General features: G+C 68.7%; 12 protein-coding genes. 6 read left to right on the forward strand and 6 right to left on the reverse strand.

Annotation, left to right across the window (positions count from 1 at the left end; translation table 11 throughout):
- The gene (locus OV287_RS41005; protein ID WP_267539473.1) at positions 1-2667 is read right to left on the reverse strand and encodes a TonB family protein; all 2667 of its coding nucleotides are present in this window, start codon (positions 2665-2667) and stop codon (positions 1-3) included.
- Positions 2668-2745: 78 nt separating this feature from the next.
- The gene (locus OV287_RS41010) at positions 2746-3552 is read right to left on the reverse strand and encodes a methylase (protein ID WP_267542520.1); all 807 of its coding nucleotides are present in this window, start codon (positions 3550-3552) and stop codon (positions 2746-2748) included.
- A gap of 28 nt (positions 3553-3580) precedes the next feature.
- On the opposite strand from OV287_RS41010, the gene OV287_RS41015 reads away from it, so the two are divergent.
- From OV287_RS41015 to OV287_RS41030, 4 genes are all read left to right on the forward strand, one after another.
- Positions 3581-4339 (forward strand): AraC family transcriptional regulator, encoded by a 759-nt coding sequence (locus tag OV287_RS41015; protein WP_267539474.1) that lies wholly within the window; start codon positions 3581-3583, stop codon positions 4337-4339.
- A gap of 103 nt (positions 4340-4442) precedes the next feature.
- A complete protein-coding gene (locus OV287_RS41020; RefSeq protein WP_267539475.1) occupies positions 4443-5576 on the forward strand; it encodes a C45 family autoproteolytic acyltransferase/hydrolase in 1134 nt (377 codons plus the stop codon).
- Between the two features lie 99 nt (positions 5577-5675).
- A complete protein-coding gene (locus tag OV287_RS41025; protein ID WP_267539476.1) occupies positions 5676-7940 on the forward strand; it encodes a type VI secretion system Vgr family protein in 2265 nt (754 codons plus the stop codon).
- A gap of 17 nt (positions 7941-7957) precedes the next feature.
- Positions 7958-8491: a DUF6484 domain-containing protein gene (locus OV287_RS41030; RefSeq protein WP_267539477.1), complete on the forward strand. Its 534-nt coding sequence runs from the start codon at positions 7958-7960 to the stop codon at positions 8489-8491.
- 18 nt (positions 8492-8509) lie between these two features.
- On the opposite strand, the gene OV287_RS41035 is transcribed toward OV287_RS41030, so the two are convergent.
- On the reverse strand, positions 8510-9481 hold the full coding sequence (locus OV287_RS41035; protein WP_267539478.1) for a nicotinamidase: 972 nt from the start codon (positions 9479-9481) through the stop codon (positions 8510-8512).
- A gap of 18 nt (positions 9482-9499) precedes the next feature.
- Positions 9500-10951, reverse strand: coding sequence for a nicotinate phosphoribosyltransferase (locus OV287_RS41040; protein ID WP_267539479.1), 1452 nt, complete (start codon positions 10949-10951; stop codon positions 9500-9502).
- A gap of 66 nt (positions 10952-11017) precedes the next feature.
- Between OV287_RS41040 and OV287_RS41045 the strand changes: the two genes are divergently transcribed.
- Positions 11018-12142: a TonB C-terminal domain-containing protein gene (locus tag OV287_RS41045; RefSeq protein ID WP_267539480.1), complete on the forward strand. Its 1125-nt coding sequence runs from the start codon at positions 11018-11020 to the stop codon at positions 12140-12142.
- A 123-nt stretch (positions 12143-12265) separates the two neighbouring features.
- Here the strand turns inward: OV287_RS41045 and OV287_RS41050 are convergent, their stop codons facing one another.
- Positions 12266-12934, reverse strand: a complete 669-nt coding sequence (locus OV287_RS41050; RefSeq protein ID WP_267539481.1) for an inorganic pyrophosphatase — start codon at positions 12932-12934, stop codon at positions 12266-12268.
- 8 nt (positions 12935-12942) lie between these two features.
- Positions 12943-13929, reverse strand: coding sequence for an EF-P lysine aminoacylase EpmA (gene epmA / locus OV287_RS41055; RefSeq protein WP_267539482.1), 987 nt, complete (start codon positions 13927-13929; stop codon positions 12943-12945).
- 30 nt (positions 13930-13959) lie between these two features.
- Between epmA and OV287_RS41060 the strand changes: the two genes are divergently transcribed.
- On the forward strand, positions 13960-15939 hold the full coding sequence (locus OV287_RS41060; protein ID WP_267539483.1) for a chromosome segregation protein SMC: 1980 nt from the start codon (positions 13960-13962) through the stop codon (positions 15937-15939).
- Positions 15940-16003 lie beyond the last annotated feature (64 nt).

Consider the following 16003-nt stretch of genomic DNA (forward strand, 5'->3'; position numbering starts at 1 on the left):
TCAGAAGCTCCCCTTGACGCCAACGACCGGGAGGATCGGGATGCCAGGCACCTCGAAGAGCTCGCGGTAGCGGTAGTCGTAGAAGGTCGCCTCCACGTTGGAGGCGTTGTAGACGTTCTGCACGTCGATGTAGGCGTTGAGCGTCCAGCTCTGGAAAATCCAATTCTTGTCCAGCCGCAAGTCGAGCTGGTGGAAGGGCTGGAAGCGGATGGAGTTGGTCGGGCCGAAGGTGCCGCCGAAGTTGTTCCGGTCCACGTTGTAGCGGTCGAAGGTGTGCTGCAGCGGCGTGGTGGGCCGGCCGGTGACGTAGCGCATGCGCGCGCCCAGCTCGAAGCCATACGGCAGCCGGTAGCTGGCCACCGCGGTGAGGATGTGCGTCTGGTCCCAGGTGGTCAGGCGGTAGTCATCGCCACCCACGCGCCGCTGCTCGGAGCGGTTGAGGGTGTAGGCCAGCCAGCCGAAGAAGTCGCGCGTCACCGCGTGCCGCAGCATCACCTCCATGCCGTAGGCGCGCCCCAAGCCGCGGTTGGAGTACTGGTAGCGCGTGAGCGTGCCGTCCTCGTTGCGCACCGTATCTCCCGGAGAGACGACCAGGTCGTAGCGCCGGTTGAAGTAGCCAGTCACGTCCACGCTGATGGCGTCGGTGAGCTGCTGCTCCACGCCCACGCTCGACTGGAAGGAGCGCTCGTGGGTGAGGGCCGGGTTGCCCAGCGGCGCCGCCTCCAGGTTGAAGGCGTCCGGCGGCTGACTGTAGAGGCCCGCGCTGCCCTTGAAGACCGTCTTCTCCGTAGGCTGCACGCGCACCCACAGCCGGGGGTCATAGGCGAAGCGGTCCTGCCCGTAGATGCGGGCGTAGGTGGCACGCAGGCCGGGCGTCACCGTCACCGGCCCGATCTTCACGTCCAGCTCCGTGTAGAGCGCGCCGTCGAAGGTATTGGCCACCCGGAAGATGTCCTGCATCTCCACCTTGGGCTCTCCACCGGGGAAGGCCGGGTACTGAATGCCACCGAGGAAGGGAATCCGCCCCTCGCCCACCAGGTGCTCGAACTTCACGTCCGCACCACCGCGCACGGTGAGCCAGGACAGCACCTCCAGCGCCAGGTCCTCACGCGCCCCGAGCGACCAGATGCTCGCATCCAGCTTCGTCTCGCCGAAGCCGAAGCTCCCCAGGTCATAGCCCGCGTACGGGGTGAACACCGAGGTGAAGCCGCCGTTGCGGTACGTCCAGTCACCCTTGATGCGGTGGAAGAGCGTGCGCGCATCCACGGAGATGTCGCGGTTGCGCCCGCCTCCCGAGGCCACCACGTTGAGCAGGTCGTCCGAGCCGAAGGCCATCACGTACCCGGTGTGACGCCCGCCAGGACCCGGCTCGCTGCCGCGCTTCGCGCCGAAGTCCATGCGCACCTGGTAGTCCCAGTAGCGCGGCAACACGAGCAGCGTGCCGCCTTCGGGGTCCTCGGGCAGCACCAGCGGCAGGAGCACGTCCACGTACGAGCGGCGCGCGGCACCGGCGATGGAGATGCCGTCGGTGACGGGGGCCTCGAGGAAGAAGCCCGAGTCCAGCAGGTCCACCTTCGCCGAGCCGTGCAGCGTGTCACTGGAGCCCTTGCGCGTGGCCACGTCCACCGCACCGCCCACGGCCCGGCCGTAGCGCGAGCCGAAACCACCCGGATAGAAGTCCACCCGGTCGATGAACTCGGCGTTGAGCACCGAGGGCCCACCGCCCAGGTGATAGAGGAGCGGCACCTCCACGCCATCGAAGAAGGTGAGCGTCTGGTCCGGCGCGGCACCGCGCACGATGAGCTGGCCAGAGATGGCGGGCGCACGCGCCACGCCGGGCAGGTTCTGGATCACGCGGATGGGGTCACCGAAGGAGCCCGGCACCTTCTGTAGCTCCTGGCGCTCCAGGGTGCGGCGCACCACCTCCTTCTTCTCGCGAGCGCCGCGCACCACCGTCTCGTAACCCGGAGCCTTGGGCATCAGATAGAAGATGACCTCCGTCGTCTCGTTCGGGGCGAGCTCCTCCTTCGTGGTGAAGAGGTGGAAGTCGTTGGCCACCACTCGCACCTCGCAGGTGCCGGGCGTCACCTTGAGGGTGAAGCGACCATCCTCGTCCGAGAGCGCCTCGGGAGCCGCCGGGTCATCGCCACAGCGCACCGTGGCGCCGTTCACGCGCGAGCGGCTGCCCCGCGCCAGGAGCTGTCCGGTGAGGGTGGCCTCCGGCGGGGGCGGCGGGGCGGACTCCTCCACCTTCGGCGGCTGGAGAACGAAGTTGTAGACGTACTGGATTTGAATGGGGGCCGGTGCGCCGTCCACCTCGGCCGGAGAGAACTGGAACTGCCGCACCGCCGCGAGCGCCGCCTCGTCGAAGCCGTCGCCGACGGGCGTCACCACCTGCACGTCGGACACCTGGCCCTTCTCGTCGATGGTGACGAGCATCTCCACCGAGGCTGTCTTCCCCGCAGCGGCGGCCTCGGGTGGATAGACGGCTTCCACGAACTGGACGAGCTCGGGAGCCTTCGTCAGCACCGGGGTATGGACACCGGCGTCCACCTCCTCCCGGCGTGCGCCGTCATAGGCCTGGGCCCACGCCCGAGCGGAGGTAAGGGAGAGGACGGCGAGCAGCAACCAGAGGACGGAGCGAGTCGGGGCCACGGTGGGGGGCATTTAAGGTGGACTTCCTTGCCGGACAACCAGGAATTCTACCGGCATTCGCTCCGGAGGCGGATGCCCCCCTGCCCGGGCTCATCGAAAGACGCCGCCTGGGGGCTTCCAGAGCAGGTAGCCGTTGTCGAGCAGCCACACATCCGTGACGAGGCCCTCGACACGCGAGGCCAGTCGAAGGACGGAGTGTCGGAAGGCCTCGGGGGGCTCCCCATGTCCTGCCTCGCGCGCCTCCTGCCACGCCGCCGTCCAGTCCGCGAAGAAGGTGTGAATGGGCTCTCCTGGCTTCACCCGGCGGCGGAAGTCCCGGGGCAGCCAGTCGCGGAACAACACGGGCGCGAAGCCCCGGCTGAAGTCGGTATGGAACAGCAGGGCCTCGCGTGAGAGCCCTTCGGGAACGCGCCGCAGCAGGTGCGCCACCAGTACGGCCCCGGGTGTGTCCGTGCTGCCCTCGACGAGCAGGCCCCCTTCGAGCAGCGGCGCCCCCAGTGTCTGGTGGATGCCGGGCACGTCCTCGGGGCGGTACCCGCGCAGCAGGTTCATGGCGCGGATGAGGCGGACGCGCTCCCCGGGCACCAGGGGTAGGTCGAAGCCACCCTGCCGGAAGGACGTGAGTGCATCGGCATGGGCCTGGGCGGTCTCCACGCGGGGCGCCTCCAGCTCTACACCCACCACCGGGAGCCCCGGATGGAGCGCACGGAAGGCTTCGGCACTATCGAGCGTAGTCCACGGGTGCTCGCCAAAACCGACGTCCACGAAGGCGGCCCGAGCCCAGTCTCCCTCGCTCCGGACCAGCAGCTCACGCTCCTGGTGGACCAGGTACACGTCGAGTGCTCGCAGGCGCCCGTGGGAGGTACGTCCTCGGGTCTTCTTGTCCAGGGAGGTCATCGGCAAGGCCCGGGACTATATTCCGACCATGCCCGCCACGACGCCGCCCCTCCCGTGGTCGCAGTGGATGCCCGCCCCCGCCTCGCTGGTGGACCGCGTGGAGTTCCTGCTGTGGGTGCCGCCAGAGGTCTCCGTCACCCACGAGCACGAGGTCGTCCCCGACGCCAACGTGGATCTGCTCCTCGAGCTGTCGGGCGAGCGCTGCCGGGCCGTCCTCTACGGTCCCCTGACGCGCACCATCCACGTCGCCTCACAGGCCGGCCGGGGCTACCTCGTCGCGCACTTCCGCCCGGGGGCGATGCCCAGGCTCGTAGACGCCAGCCCCTCGGAGCTGGTCAACGAGTCCGTGGAGTTGCGCGAGGTGGCGGGCCTCTCGTTGGATGAGCTGGGGGAACGGCTGCTGGCCGCCGGCTCACCGCAGCGGATGCGCGAGGAGCTCACACCACTCCTGACCCGAGCGCCCTACCCGCCCGGAGACAGCTTTGACCGGGCGCTGCGCCACTTGCTCACTCGTCCGGAACCCCTGCGCCCAAGCGCGCTGGCGGAGGCACTCCACCTCAGTACGCGCACGCTGCAGCGCGCCTTCAAAGACCGTGTGGGTTTCTCACCGAGGACCTACACCCGCATCACGCGGCTCCAGGAGGCCCTGACTGCCCTGCGCGAGCACCCCACCCGCTCGCTCTCCGAGGTGGCGCATCGGATTGGCTATGCCGACCACGCGCACATGACGCGGGAGTTCCGCGAGCTGACGGGCCGGACCCCGAGCGACTACCGCCGGGCGGCCTGAGCCCCCGTGGATGTCCCCTCTCCCTCTGGGAGAGGGCTAGGGTGAGGGTCTTCCCGCAGGCAACCACCCTCACCCCCCGCCCTCTCCCAGAGGGAGAGGGAGCATGCGTACTCCACGTGTGTCGCAATCGTTCAAGCACGACGGAGACCCACCCCGTAGCTTGCGTGCCATGACGACGCAGACACTTCAGGTCATCGAGTGCCGTGGGACGCCGCGGCGGATAGGTCAGCAGTGGGGGGAGGCGTGCCGTGAGAGCCTGCGCGCCTCGGCCGAGAACCTCTTCCTCGCCCTGTCCATGAGCCCTCTGGGCGCCTCGCGGGAAGAGGTGGTGCGCACGGCGCTGAAGCTGGAGGCCAACGTGCGCGCCTTCGACCCGGAGGCGCTCGAGCTCATCCGGGGACAGGCCGAGGGCACCGGCCTCCCCTACGAGGAGACCTTCGCGCTCCACTGCATGCTGGAGCTGGCCGTCAATGGCGCGCAGATCGGCGGCATGTGCACCTCCATGGCCCTCACCGGCGAGGCCACGGCGGATGGGCAGGCGCTCCTCGGACAGACGATCGACTGGAATCCGGACGCGCGGATGGACCTGCTCCGCATCCGCCACGCGGACGGGCGCGAGCAGCTCTCCCTGTGCCTGGATGGCTCGCCGTACTACCACCTGAACAGTGACGGGGTGGGCAACTGCGCCAACCTCACGCTCGTGGAGCCGAGGCCGTGCGCCTCGCTGGTGCCGCTGTCCGTGTACGTCCCGAAGGCGATGCGCCAGCCGAGCCTCCCAGCAGCCCTGGAGGTGCTCGTCACGGCGGCGCGGGGCCTCGGCTACTACCACCTCGCGGACGCCCATGGGCACGTGGTGGGCCTTGAGAGTACGTATGACGACCATGTCCTACTGCGGCCTGAGCGAGGGGTCCTCGTCCACGCCAACCACTACCAGTCCGAGCGCTTCCGCGAGCGGGACGTCACCCACCACTACGTCCCCTGCACCTTCGGGCGCCAGACACGCATCTCAGAGCTGGTGGCGGCCGGGCACGGCGAGCACACCGCCGAGTCGGTGAAGCGGATGCTCGCGGACCACGGCACGCCCGAGGGCCGCATCTGCCTGCACGACACGCCACCCGCCCCGGGAGCCCTGCCGCGGGCCACCAAGGCCACGGTGGTGATGGCACCCGCGCAGCGCACCATGTGGGTGGCGGCGGGGCCAGCCTGCCTGGAGCCCTTCTCGGAGTTCAGCCTCTGAGCGGAGGGGGGAGCAAACAATTCGCGCCACAATCCCCCGCGGGACCTGTCTTGCGTTACACTCCGCGTGATTGATGCATACCCGGAAGGGGGGACTCACATGATCGCGACCGCTCCGCTCCAGGCAAACCAGGCTGAATTTGACTTCCAGGTAGGTCCCCACGCCGCGGGCGAACTGGCCGTCGTGGGCTTTGACGCCGAGGAGACCCTCTCCCAGCCCTACTCCGTCGACGTCCTCCTGGCGCCACCGCCCGACGTGGAGGTGGACGAGAAGGCCCTGCTGGGCCAGAAGGCGCTGCTGACGGTGCAGCTGGGAGATGGGACGGCCCGCTTCTTCAACGGCATCGTGTCGCGCGTGGTGCGCTGGGATGCCAACCAGGGGCCGGAGCGCCAGCGCATCCGCGTCACGGTGGTGCCCCTCCTGTGGACGCTGCGGCACACCCGCAAGAGCCGCATCTTCCAGGAGCTGACCGTCCCGGACATCGTCCACAAGGTGCTCAACGAGGCCATGGTCGAGCACAAGCTGTCGCTCAATGGCGAGTACGCCCCGCGCGAGTACTGCGTGCAGTACCGCGAGTCGGACCTCGACTTCGTGTCCCGGCTGCTCGAGGAAGAGGGCATCTTCTACTACTTCGAGCACACCGAAGACGGGCACAAGATGGTGCTCAACGACGCCTCGCTCACCTGCGCGGCCATGGCGGGCGAGTCGAAGCTCGTCTTCCGTGAGCGCAGCAAGATGGTGGCGGAGCAGGAGTCCGTGCACGAGTTCGCCGCGCGGCTGGAGGTACAGCCCGGCGCCGTCACCCTGCGCGACTTCGACTTCATGCGGCCCTCGTTGGATCTCACCACCGCCACCGAGGCCGACGGGGGCGAGCCCGCGCTGGAGATCTACGACTATCCGGCTCGCTACGGTGACTCGCACGTGGGCAAGGCCTTCGCCAAGGTGCGCATGGAGGAGCTGCGCGCGCGCACGGAGCTGGTGACGGGCGCCAGCAACTGCCGCCGCCTGGTACCGGGCCACACTTTCGATCTGGACGAGCATTCGGTGACCTCGCTCAACCGGGGCTACCTGCCGGTGTCGGTGCGGCACACGGGCCGCCAGCCGGAGGTGCTCACCGTGGACCAGACGGAGCAGGACGGCCAGGAGGGCTACCGCAACGAGTTCCTCTGCATCCCCGCGCAGGTGCCCTATCGTCCGCCGCGCGCCACGCCCCGTCCGACCATCGCGGGCGCCCAGACGGCCATCGTCGTGGGCCCCTCGGGTGAGGAGATCCACACTGACCCGCATGGCCGCATCAAGGTTCAGTTCCACTGGGACCGCGAGGGCAAGAACAACGACAAGAGCTCGTGCTGGATTCGGGTGAGCCAGGCGTGGGCGGGACCGGGCTGGGGCGCGCTCTACCTGCCGCGCATCGGGCACGAAGTGGTGGTGGAGTTCCTCGAGGGAGATCCGGACCGGCCCATCGTCACCGGCAGCGTCTACAACGGCCAGAACCCGGCGCCCATCTCGCTGCCCGACAGCAAGACGAAGAGCACGCTGCGCTCCAGCTCCAGCCCTGGTGGCAACGGCTTCAACGAGCTGCGCATTGAGGACTCCGCGGGCGAGGAGGAGATCTACCTGCACGCCCAGAAGGACTTCAACATTGTCATCGAGAACGACAAGACGCAGCTGGTGGGCGGCAACGAGACGCTGAGGGTGCAGAAGGACCGCAGCCGCACCATCGAGGGCAACCAGTCCCTCAACGTGAAGAAGAACGACGACAGCGTCATCAGCGGCAACCAGAGCCTGGAGGTCATCAAGAATCGCTCGACGACGGTGACGGGCAACCACACCGAGGCCGTGGTGGGGGACCAGTCCATCTCGGTGGGAGGCAACCAGAACCTGTCGGTGGCGATGGCCTCCGCGGAGACGGTGGGACTCGGGAAGATGCTGAACGTGGGCGGCGCCTACGCCGTCACGGTGGGCGCGGCGCTCAATCAGATGGTGGGCGGCCTCAAGTCCGAACAGGTGGGCGGCGCCAAGATGGAGGTGGTGGGCGGTAAGAAGTCCGAGACGGTCAAGGGCTCGCGCAGCCTGCAGGTGGGCGGAGACCTGTCCGAGCAGATCGACAAGAACCGCACCCTGAAGGTGGAGAAGGATCTGCTGGTGAGCGTGGGCGGCAAGCACAACCACGCCGTCAAGGATGCGTACACGCTCTCGGCCAAGGAGATCTCCCTGGTGGCCCAGGAGCAGTTCACCCTCAAGGTGGGCTCGGCGACCCTTCAGGTGAAGAAGAACGGCGACGTCGTCATCAAGGGCGCGAAGGTGGAGATCACCGCCAGTGGTGATGTCGTCATCAAGGGCTCGAAGATCTCCGAGAACTAGCAGGGAGTCGGAACACCATGACCTCACCCACGAATCCATTGGCGGCGCGGGCACCGGAGTCCGGGGAGCAGCAGGAGCCCATCTGGGGAACCCGGCTGGGATGGCTCGTCGGCAGCGATACCGAGGGTCGCTTCCTGGTGGACTACGACGGCAACCGCGCGGGCCCGCTGGTGGCCCGGAGAACCATCGCGCTCGAGCCGCAGGAGCTTCGGGAGGCCATCACGGCACGCCGGAAGGCGGTGCTGGTCTTCGAGAACGGAGACCCGCGCCTGCCCGTGGTGGTGGGCGTGGAGCAGGTGCAGAGCCCCACGCCGCTGACGGATGCGGTGCTGGAGGCCTCGCTGCCCGCGCCGACCCCTCAGCAGCCCGTAGAGGCCCACGTGGACGGCAAGCGGGTCGTCATCGAGGGCAAGGATGAGATCGTCCTGCAGTGCGGCCAGGCCAGCATCACCCTGCGCCGCAACGGGAAGGTCATCATCAAGGGGACCTATGTCGAGTCCCACGCCTCGGGCACCCAGCGCATCAAGGGCGGCTCGGTGCAGATCAACTGACGGAGTGGGGGCAGGCCCTCACCCGTCCAGCGAGTCGGTGGTCCGGACCACCTTCATTCCCGCCTCCCGGAAAGTCCGCATCGCCTCATTGGCCACGCGCGGGAAGTCCAGCCCGGGAGGCAGCGGGTCCAACGGCGGTGCCGGCACCGGGCTCATCGCATCCTCGAGGATGTGGATGCGCCCCATCTTCGAGCGGTCCGTCGCCTCGATGTGCTGCTTCAGGTCCATCAGCGTCGACAGCACGCAGTGCGACTTCGCCTGCCCGAACACGTACACCCGGTCGAACGTCAGCAGGTGGTCGAAGAGTTCCTGGTTGAACTCGCCCACCTTGCGCCCCGGTAGCTCCGTCACCTCGGGAGACAGCACCGAGTAGTTCTCCGTCAACGGCTCCTCGCCCTTCACCTCGAAGCGCGTCTGCGTGTCGCGGGCCACTGCGTGGAAGAGGCTCGCCTCCATCATCGCCGGCAGTAGCGCATGGCTGAGCCCGCCGAGCAGCGCGTGGTACGGCCACACCGTCAGGATGTACTTCCCGGCGGCCTCCAGGCGCTCGCAGTAGGCCAGGCTCTCCTCCGGGTGGCGCGTGGCCCGCCACTTCCCTGCGCGGATGTCCGCCGCGGTGATGGGCGTCATCGGCGCGGGCGGACGGCCCTCCGCGTCCTGCCACCACGCGGGGTGGAACACCTGGAAGACGCGGTGGGTGTCCAGGGAGAACACCAGCCCGGTGATTCGGTCCAGGTTCGCGTACAGCCAGCGCAGCGTGCGCTGCGTGTCCTCCACCGCTCCCGGGACGAAGAGGCTCGCCTCGGGCTGGCAGAAGGCCACCTGCACGTCGATACCGAAGGCGGCAATGCGCAGGCTGTCCTCGCGCGCGGGCTTCACCTGGTGAGCCACCGCGTAGCGGCGGGCCGCCTCGGTCACCAGCGCGGCACGCTCCAGGTACAGCGTGCCCACGCGCTTGTCGTCATGGAACTCGGGAAGGGGCAGCGGCATGGCGTTCTCCAGGGACTCTCAGGAATGGTGCGCGGGACCCTGAGGAAAGTGACGGTGGCGCAATTCGGTCACGAGTGCCTGCGTGGCCGGCGTGTAGGCGACGCGGTGCTCCTCCGCCCCGGATGCGGGGATGGCGGCGGCAGCCTCGGGCGTGGCACCGGAGAGCAGCTCATAGCCCTCGGGCACCGGCTCGCCCTCCTGCCCAATCAGCCCGATGGGGCCCGAGCCGCTCCGGCGCCGGAACACCACCGGCACGCCCGGGATGCTCTGCTTGCCTTCGGCCAGCTCGTTGCCGAACTTCATCGTCGGCTGGTGGCCCGTGCGTGACAGCTTGTACACCGCCGCCACCCGGTCCCGCGTGAAGGGGCTCGCCATGGTGCGCGCCACGATGAAGCCACCATAACCGTAGAACTGCTTGGAGGACTCCCAGCCATACTGGGTCCGCAGCGCCTCGAACTCGCGCGTGGTCTGTGCGTCCAACCCGTCCTCGAGGATGAGCACCGGCTTGATGCCCTCCTCCTTCGCCCGCGACACCGCCTGTACGTACTGCTTCTTCTTGTCTCCCGAGTCGAAGCGAATGGAGTCCCCCGCCCCGGGCTCCTCGTGGATGAGGCGGAAGGCCGTGGGCAGACCCGAGCTCAGCGTGTCGTAGGTGTCCAGCAGGTAGCTGGAGCGCTCCGGCCGCCGCTCGCGGATGGCTCGGAAGGCCGCCTCGTCCGCGCCGTAGCGCTGCACGTGCTCGTGCCCCATGGTGCCCACCGGAATCATCCCCAGCTTCTGCGCCAGGTACACGTTGCTGGTGCGCATCACCCCGGCCTCCTTGCAGGCCCGCAGGGCAATCTCATGCTGCTCCAGGCACGTGGCCGCGCGCAGCCCCACCTCGAAGATGCGGCTCGGGTCCTGCACCGCGTCCACCAGGTCGCGCACCACCGCCACCACACGCGCGTGGTAACCCTCGGTGTCCACGGAGATGGGAACTGGCTTCACCCCCACCGCGTCCAGCGTCTCCAGGACGATGCGCTTCTCCTCCTCGCACGACAACACCGCAAGCGCCTTCGCCAGCGCCTCGCGATCTGCCAGCGCCTGGGTGGCAACCTGGATGCGGAAGTTGAGCTGCAAGAGCAGCGGCTCCAGCCACGACACCAGCGCCGAGGACCCCGTCAGCGTGAATACCGGCTCGCGCGAGTAGAAACGTGCGCCTCGCGGCAAGGCACGGATGACCAGACTGTCCTTGCGCTGGATGGCTGCCTTGAAGCCTGCCCCCATCTCGTAGCTGTTGTGCGCCAGGTAGACGTAATCGCTCTCGGTCGGCGCTGGGAGCAGACTGCGCACGTAGGACTCGAGGTCCAAGGGCATCACCTGCTGTCCGCCCTTACGGTGCGAGTAGTAGAAAGTCTCCCGGCGAAGCGGCCAGCCAGCCTCCGCCATGCTGAACTTGTAGCCGTCCGTCGCGAGCAGCGAACTCCCCATGTGGTGTTGCCTCCAGGACACCCACTCTAACCAATGGGCGCGATGGGTGCTTGAATCGCTCCCGCGATGCCGGATTCCCGCCGCCGACTGCTGCTCGCGCTCCTCCTCAGCTTCGGCCTGCACGTCGGGGTATGGCTGTGGATGGAGGCCCGGCGTTCCCCGCTCGCGGAGCAGAGGCCCCTCCCCCCTGCTCCGGCCACACTCCAGTTCGTCGAAGTAGAGGTGGCTCCCCCCCCCGAGCCGCCCAAGCCCACGCCACCGAGTCCCCCGCCGCCGAAACCGCCGCGCCGCCCTCTCCCCTCCGTCGCGCAGGCCCCGAAGCCGCCGCCCTCCCCGGCTGAGCCGCCTGCCATCACCGCGGCGCCTCCAGCGGGTGACAGTCCTCGCGCGGACGTGCCTCGGTCCGAGGTTCCCCGCCTGGACGCCCCACAACTCCTGCCCTCACCCTCGCTGTCGTGGAGTCCAGACAGAGGCGTCAGCGTGCTGGACGCGGGCGTGCCCGGTCCCTCCACACCGGAGGAGAAGGTGGCCGACATGGTCATGGAGGGAGTGCGCCGCGGACGGGTCGACAGAGGCCTCGTACACCCCTACTTCTCCGAGCTGGGCAAGTCGCTGCTGAAGAACTGGGATGCCGAGCGCGCCGTCAGCGCCAAAGGGCTCCAGGGCTTTCTCGACCAGACCCGCGGCAACTCGAAGGAGTGGATGCGCGTCTGGTCAGAGAGGGCCTCGGCCTATGCCAATACGGGCTCAGTGCTCGACGCCGACACCCCGGAGGCCTACGACCGGCTGCCGCCCGGGGGAGACGCGTCGCTCGAGGCCCGCCGCACCCTGCGTCGGCAGATGAAGGAGCAGTTCCGCGCCACCCGCCGCGCCACCGTGCGCGTCGTTCAGGACACCGAGGGGAGGCTGCTCAGCATAGAGCTCGTCACCCCGAGCAATGACATCCAGATAGACCGGGAGGCAGTCGCCGACATCCGCAACGCCGCCGCGAGCCTCCCCGTTCCGCCGCCCGAGGCCCTCCAGGGTCGCACGCAACTGGTGAGCCTGTGGCAGATCGAGCTCATCATCTCCATCAGCCCGCCCGTGCCCACCGTCAGCATCGAGTTCGACGCGGAGATGAAGCTCACGGACCTGCGGATGCCGCTCGACCGTCGGCTCTACAAGCGCGTGCGACTGCTCGAGGTGCGCTAGCCCTTCCAGGAAGGTGCGATGAGGAGTTCCCCCGGGACACCGACCACTTGCCCGCGGCCATTTCCCCTCTCCCCTCGGGAGAGGGAATATCTGGCCCCCTTCGTTCACATCACTGAGGGGGAATCAGCCCTTGCGGCCGCGCGGCTTGCGCGCGGGCGTGGCCTGGCCGTACACGCGCTGGTAATCCTTCATGCTGCGCATGATGACCTCGTGCGCCTCGCTCCGATCGTACATCTCGACGATCTCCACCGAGCGCTTCGCCTGGCTGGGGATCTGCTTGTACGTGAGGAAGTAGTGCTTGAGGCGCTCGACGAGCGTCGTCGGCAGCTGCGCCACGTGCTGCAGCGCCCCGTAGACGAGGTCCGACTCCAGCACGGCGATGATCTTGTCGTCGGCCTCGTTGCCGTCGACCATGCGGAAGCCGCCCACCGGCACGGCGCGCACCAGCAACGCACCGCTCGGAATCACCTTCTCCGTCAGCACGCAGATGTCGAGCGGATCCCCATCGCCCTTGATGCCCTTGTTCCCGGTGCGCTCGGCGCAGCGCTTCGCCACCAGCTCGTCACAGTACGTCTGGGGGATGAACCCGTAGAGCGTGGGGCACTGGCTGGAGAACTGCTGGGGCCGGTCCAGCCTGAGGATGCCCGTCTCCTTGTCGAGCTCGTACTTCACCGTGTCGGTGGGCACCATCTCGATGTAGGCGGTGACGACCTCGGGGGCCTCGTCGCCAGGGGAAATGCCGTGCCAGGGATGGGCCTGGAAACTGTGGGTCTGCGGCTTCTTGGTGGCCATGTCACTTCTCAGACGAATTCATGCGCTGGGAACAGGAGGACATCCGAGATGGACTCCACGCCCAGCAACAGCATCAAGATACGATCCAACCCCACGGCGATACCCGCCGAGGGTGGCATGCGGCCTACCGCGTCAAGGAACCGCTCGTCCAGTGGATAGACGGCTCGACCCGCGTTGCGCCGGAACTCCTGCTCCTCCACCAGGCGGGCGCGCTGCTCCACCGCGTCCGTCAGCTCGGAGAAGCCGTTGGCCAGCTCCAGCCCTCTCGCGTACAGCTCCGTGCGCTCGGCCACGGTGGGGTCTCCCGGCTTGAGCCGCGCCAGCGAGGCCATGGAGGCGGGGTACTCTGTCAGGTAGGTAGGTCGCTCCCCCCCCAGTTTCCCCTCCACCTTCTGCAAGAAGAGGTGGAAGAAGACATCATCGAAACTGGTGGCGTCGCCCGTGCGCACCCCCGCCGCCTCCGCCGCCCGCTTCAGCGAGGCCCCGTCCGGACAGGCCCGCAGGTCCACCCCCGTCTCCCGCAGCACCGCGTCCCGCACCGACAGCCGCTCGTAGGGCGTGCGGCTGAAGAAGCCATCGCCCCCCACCGCCCGGTCCGCCTCCGCCAGCGCCCCCTCCAGGTCCGCCATGATGGCGTGGTAGTCCGCCTGGGGCCGGTAGAACTCCAGCATGGTGAACTCGGGGTTGTGGGTCCTCGAGACCTCCCCGTTTCTGAATACCTTACAAATCTGGAAGATCGGACCTGCGCCATCGGCGAGCAGCCGCTTCATCGCGTACTCGGGGCTGGTGTGCAGGTAGAGGGTGCGGCGCTGCCCCACGTCCGTCTCGGGGACGAAGGGGGCCTCGAAGGCGGTGATGTGGGGCTCCATCCCTGGGGCGGGGATGAGCAGCGGGGTGTCCACCTCGAGGTAGCCAAGCTGGGTGAAGAAACGGCGGAGGGCTCCGTAGAGCGCCTGCCTACCTGCAGCCGAGCGCCACTGGACTGGATTGGGCATGAGCGCGGGTGAAGTTACATTGCGCGTCCCATGCGCCCAAGGCTTCCCGCACTCCTCCTGACCTTCAGCCTCAGCGCCCTCGGTGGGTGCATCACCACCAAGGCCGCCCCTGCCCCGCTCACCGAGGAGCAGCAGCTCGCCACCGAGGGGGCCCGGCTCGCCGCCGAAGCCTCGGCCCTGCTCAAATCGCAGGACCTGCTGGTGTGGAGCTACTGGGCCGAGGGGGGCCACGCGGACATGGTCTCCACGTACGAGGGCAAGGAAGCGCTGTTCAGCCTCGACAGCATCCGGAAGCTCGACCAGCTGCGCCAGCGCACCACGGAGCCGCGCGAGCTGCGCGCCCTCACCGCGCTCCAGTCCCACTTCGCGGGCGAGTACCTGGCGCAACAGCTCGCCGAGATGAACGACGCCATCGCCAACCTGGAGGCGTCGCTGACCTTCCAGGTGGACGGCCGCGAGGTGCGGTGGAGGGAGCTGGAGCGGCTGCTGGCCAACGAGCGCAGTGCCCCCCGGCGCAAAGCCCTCTACACCGCGGCCACGCCCGCGCTGGAGCGGCTCAACCCGCTCATCCAGCGGCGCGAGGAGCGCACGAAGGAGCTGGTGCGCGAGCTGGGTTACGCCTCCTACGAGGCCTTTGGCGGCGAGCTGCGGCAGGCGGACCTGGGCCGGCTGGCCCTGCTGGCCGAGGAGGTGCTGCAGGCCACCGAGGCGCCCTACAAAGAGGTGATGGAGCGGCTGGCCCAGCGCGAGCTGGGGATGCCCTTCGCCAACCTCACCCGTGCGGACCTGCCACGGCTGTTCCGCCCACGCGAGGTGGATGGACTCTTCCCCAAGGGGGATCAGCTGCTGCGCGCGCACGGCACCCTGTCGGGCATGGACATCGACCTGGGCGAGATGAAGAACGTGCGCATCGACGCGCGGGACGACGTGAAGCGCAAGAACCCGCGCCCGCTGTCGCTGGGAATCGAGGTGCCCGGGGACGTGCGGCTGTCCGTACGGCCCGTCGAGGGCGCGCTGGCACAGGCTCGGCTGCTGCACGAGGTCGGCCACGCGGTGCACTACGCGTACACGAAGGAGCCGCGCTTCGAGCTGGCCAAGCTGGGCAACCCCACCGTCACCGAGGCGTACGCGGCCCTCTTCGAGGACCTGATGGAGGACCCCGTCTGGCTGGAGGAGCACGCGGGGCTGACGGGCAAGGACCGCACCGCGTACCTGGCGGCCACGAGCGCCCACAAGCTGTTCCTCATCCGCCGCGCCGCGGGCCGGCTGCTGTACCAGCTCGCGCTGCACCGGGAGGAGGGCGTGGATGCCCGCGAGCTGTACAAGGCCATGCTCGAGCGCGTGGACGAGATGCCCGCGACGAATGATGACGTCGCTCGCTACCTGGTGGAGCAGGAGGACTTCTTCCAGTCCGCGGACAGCTTCCGCGCGTGGTTCCTCGCGGGCCAGCTCCAGGGTCAGCTCAAGGCGCGCTTCGGCCCGGCCTGGTGGCACGAACCAGAGGCCGGCAAGTTCCTCAAGGGGCTGTGGGCCCACGGCAATGCGCTCTCCGCGCGCGAAGTGGCCGAGAGCATGGGCGAGAAGAGCATCTCCCCAGACGTGCTCCTGCTGCGGCTGGGGACCACGTTGGGCGTGCCCATCAAGCTGGACGCCCGCGATGAGAGCGAGGCCCCGCCCGTCGAGGCCCCCATGCCCACCGCCCCCGCCTCTCCCGAGAACACCCCGGCGGAGGCGCCCGCGGCTCCTGCACAGGAGCCCGCTCCGGCGGCTCCGGCTCCGGCTCCGGTGACGCCCGCGCCCGCCTCCGAATCACAGCCCACTTCGGCTGCGCCCCGCCTGGCGCCCCGGGTGGCCCCGGCCTCGAAGATGGCCAAGGTCCCCGCATCGAAGAGCGCGAAGGCCCGGAAACCGGGCTCCCGGCAGGCCCGCGCCTCGAAGTCCGCCCAGAGCGTCACCTCCCGGAAGAAGGCTGGCTCCCGCCCGGCACACGGACACAAGTCCCGGCGGTAGGTCGACCTCCGGAAACACGAAGGCCCCCGCCCGGTAACACGGACGGAGGCCTCGGGGTACAACT

The sequence above is a fragment of the Archangium lansingense genome (assembly GCF_026626635.1).
GTDB lineage: Bacteria > Myxococcota > Myxococcia > Myxococcales > Myxococcaceae > Archangium > Archangium lansingense.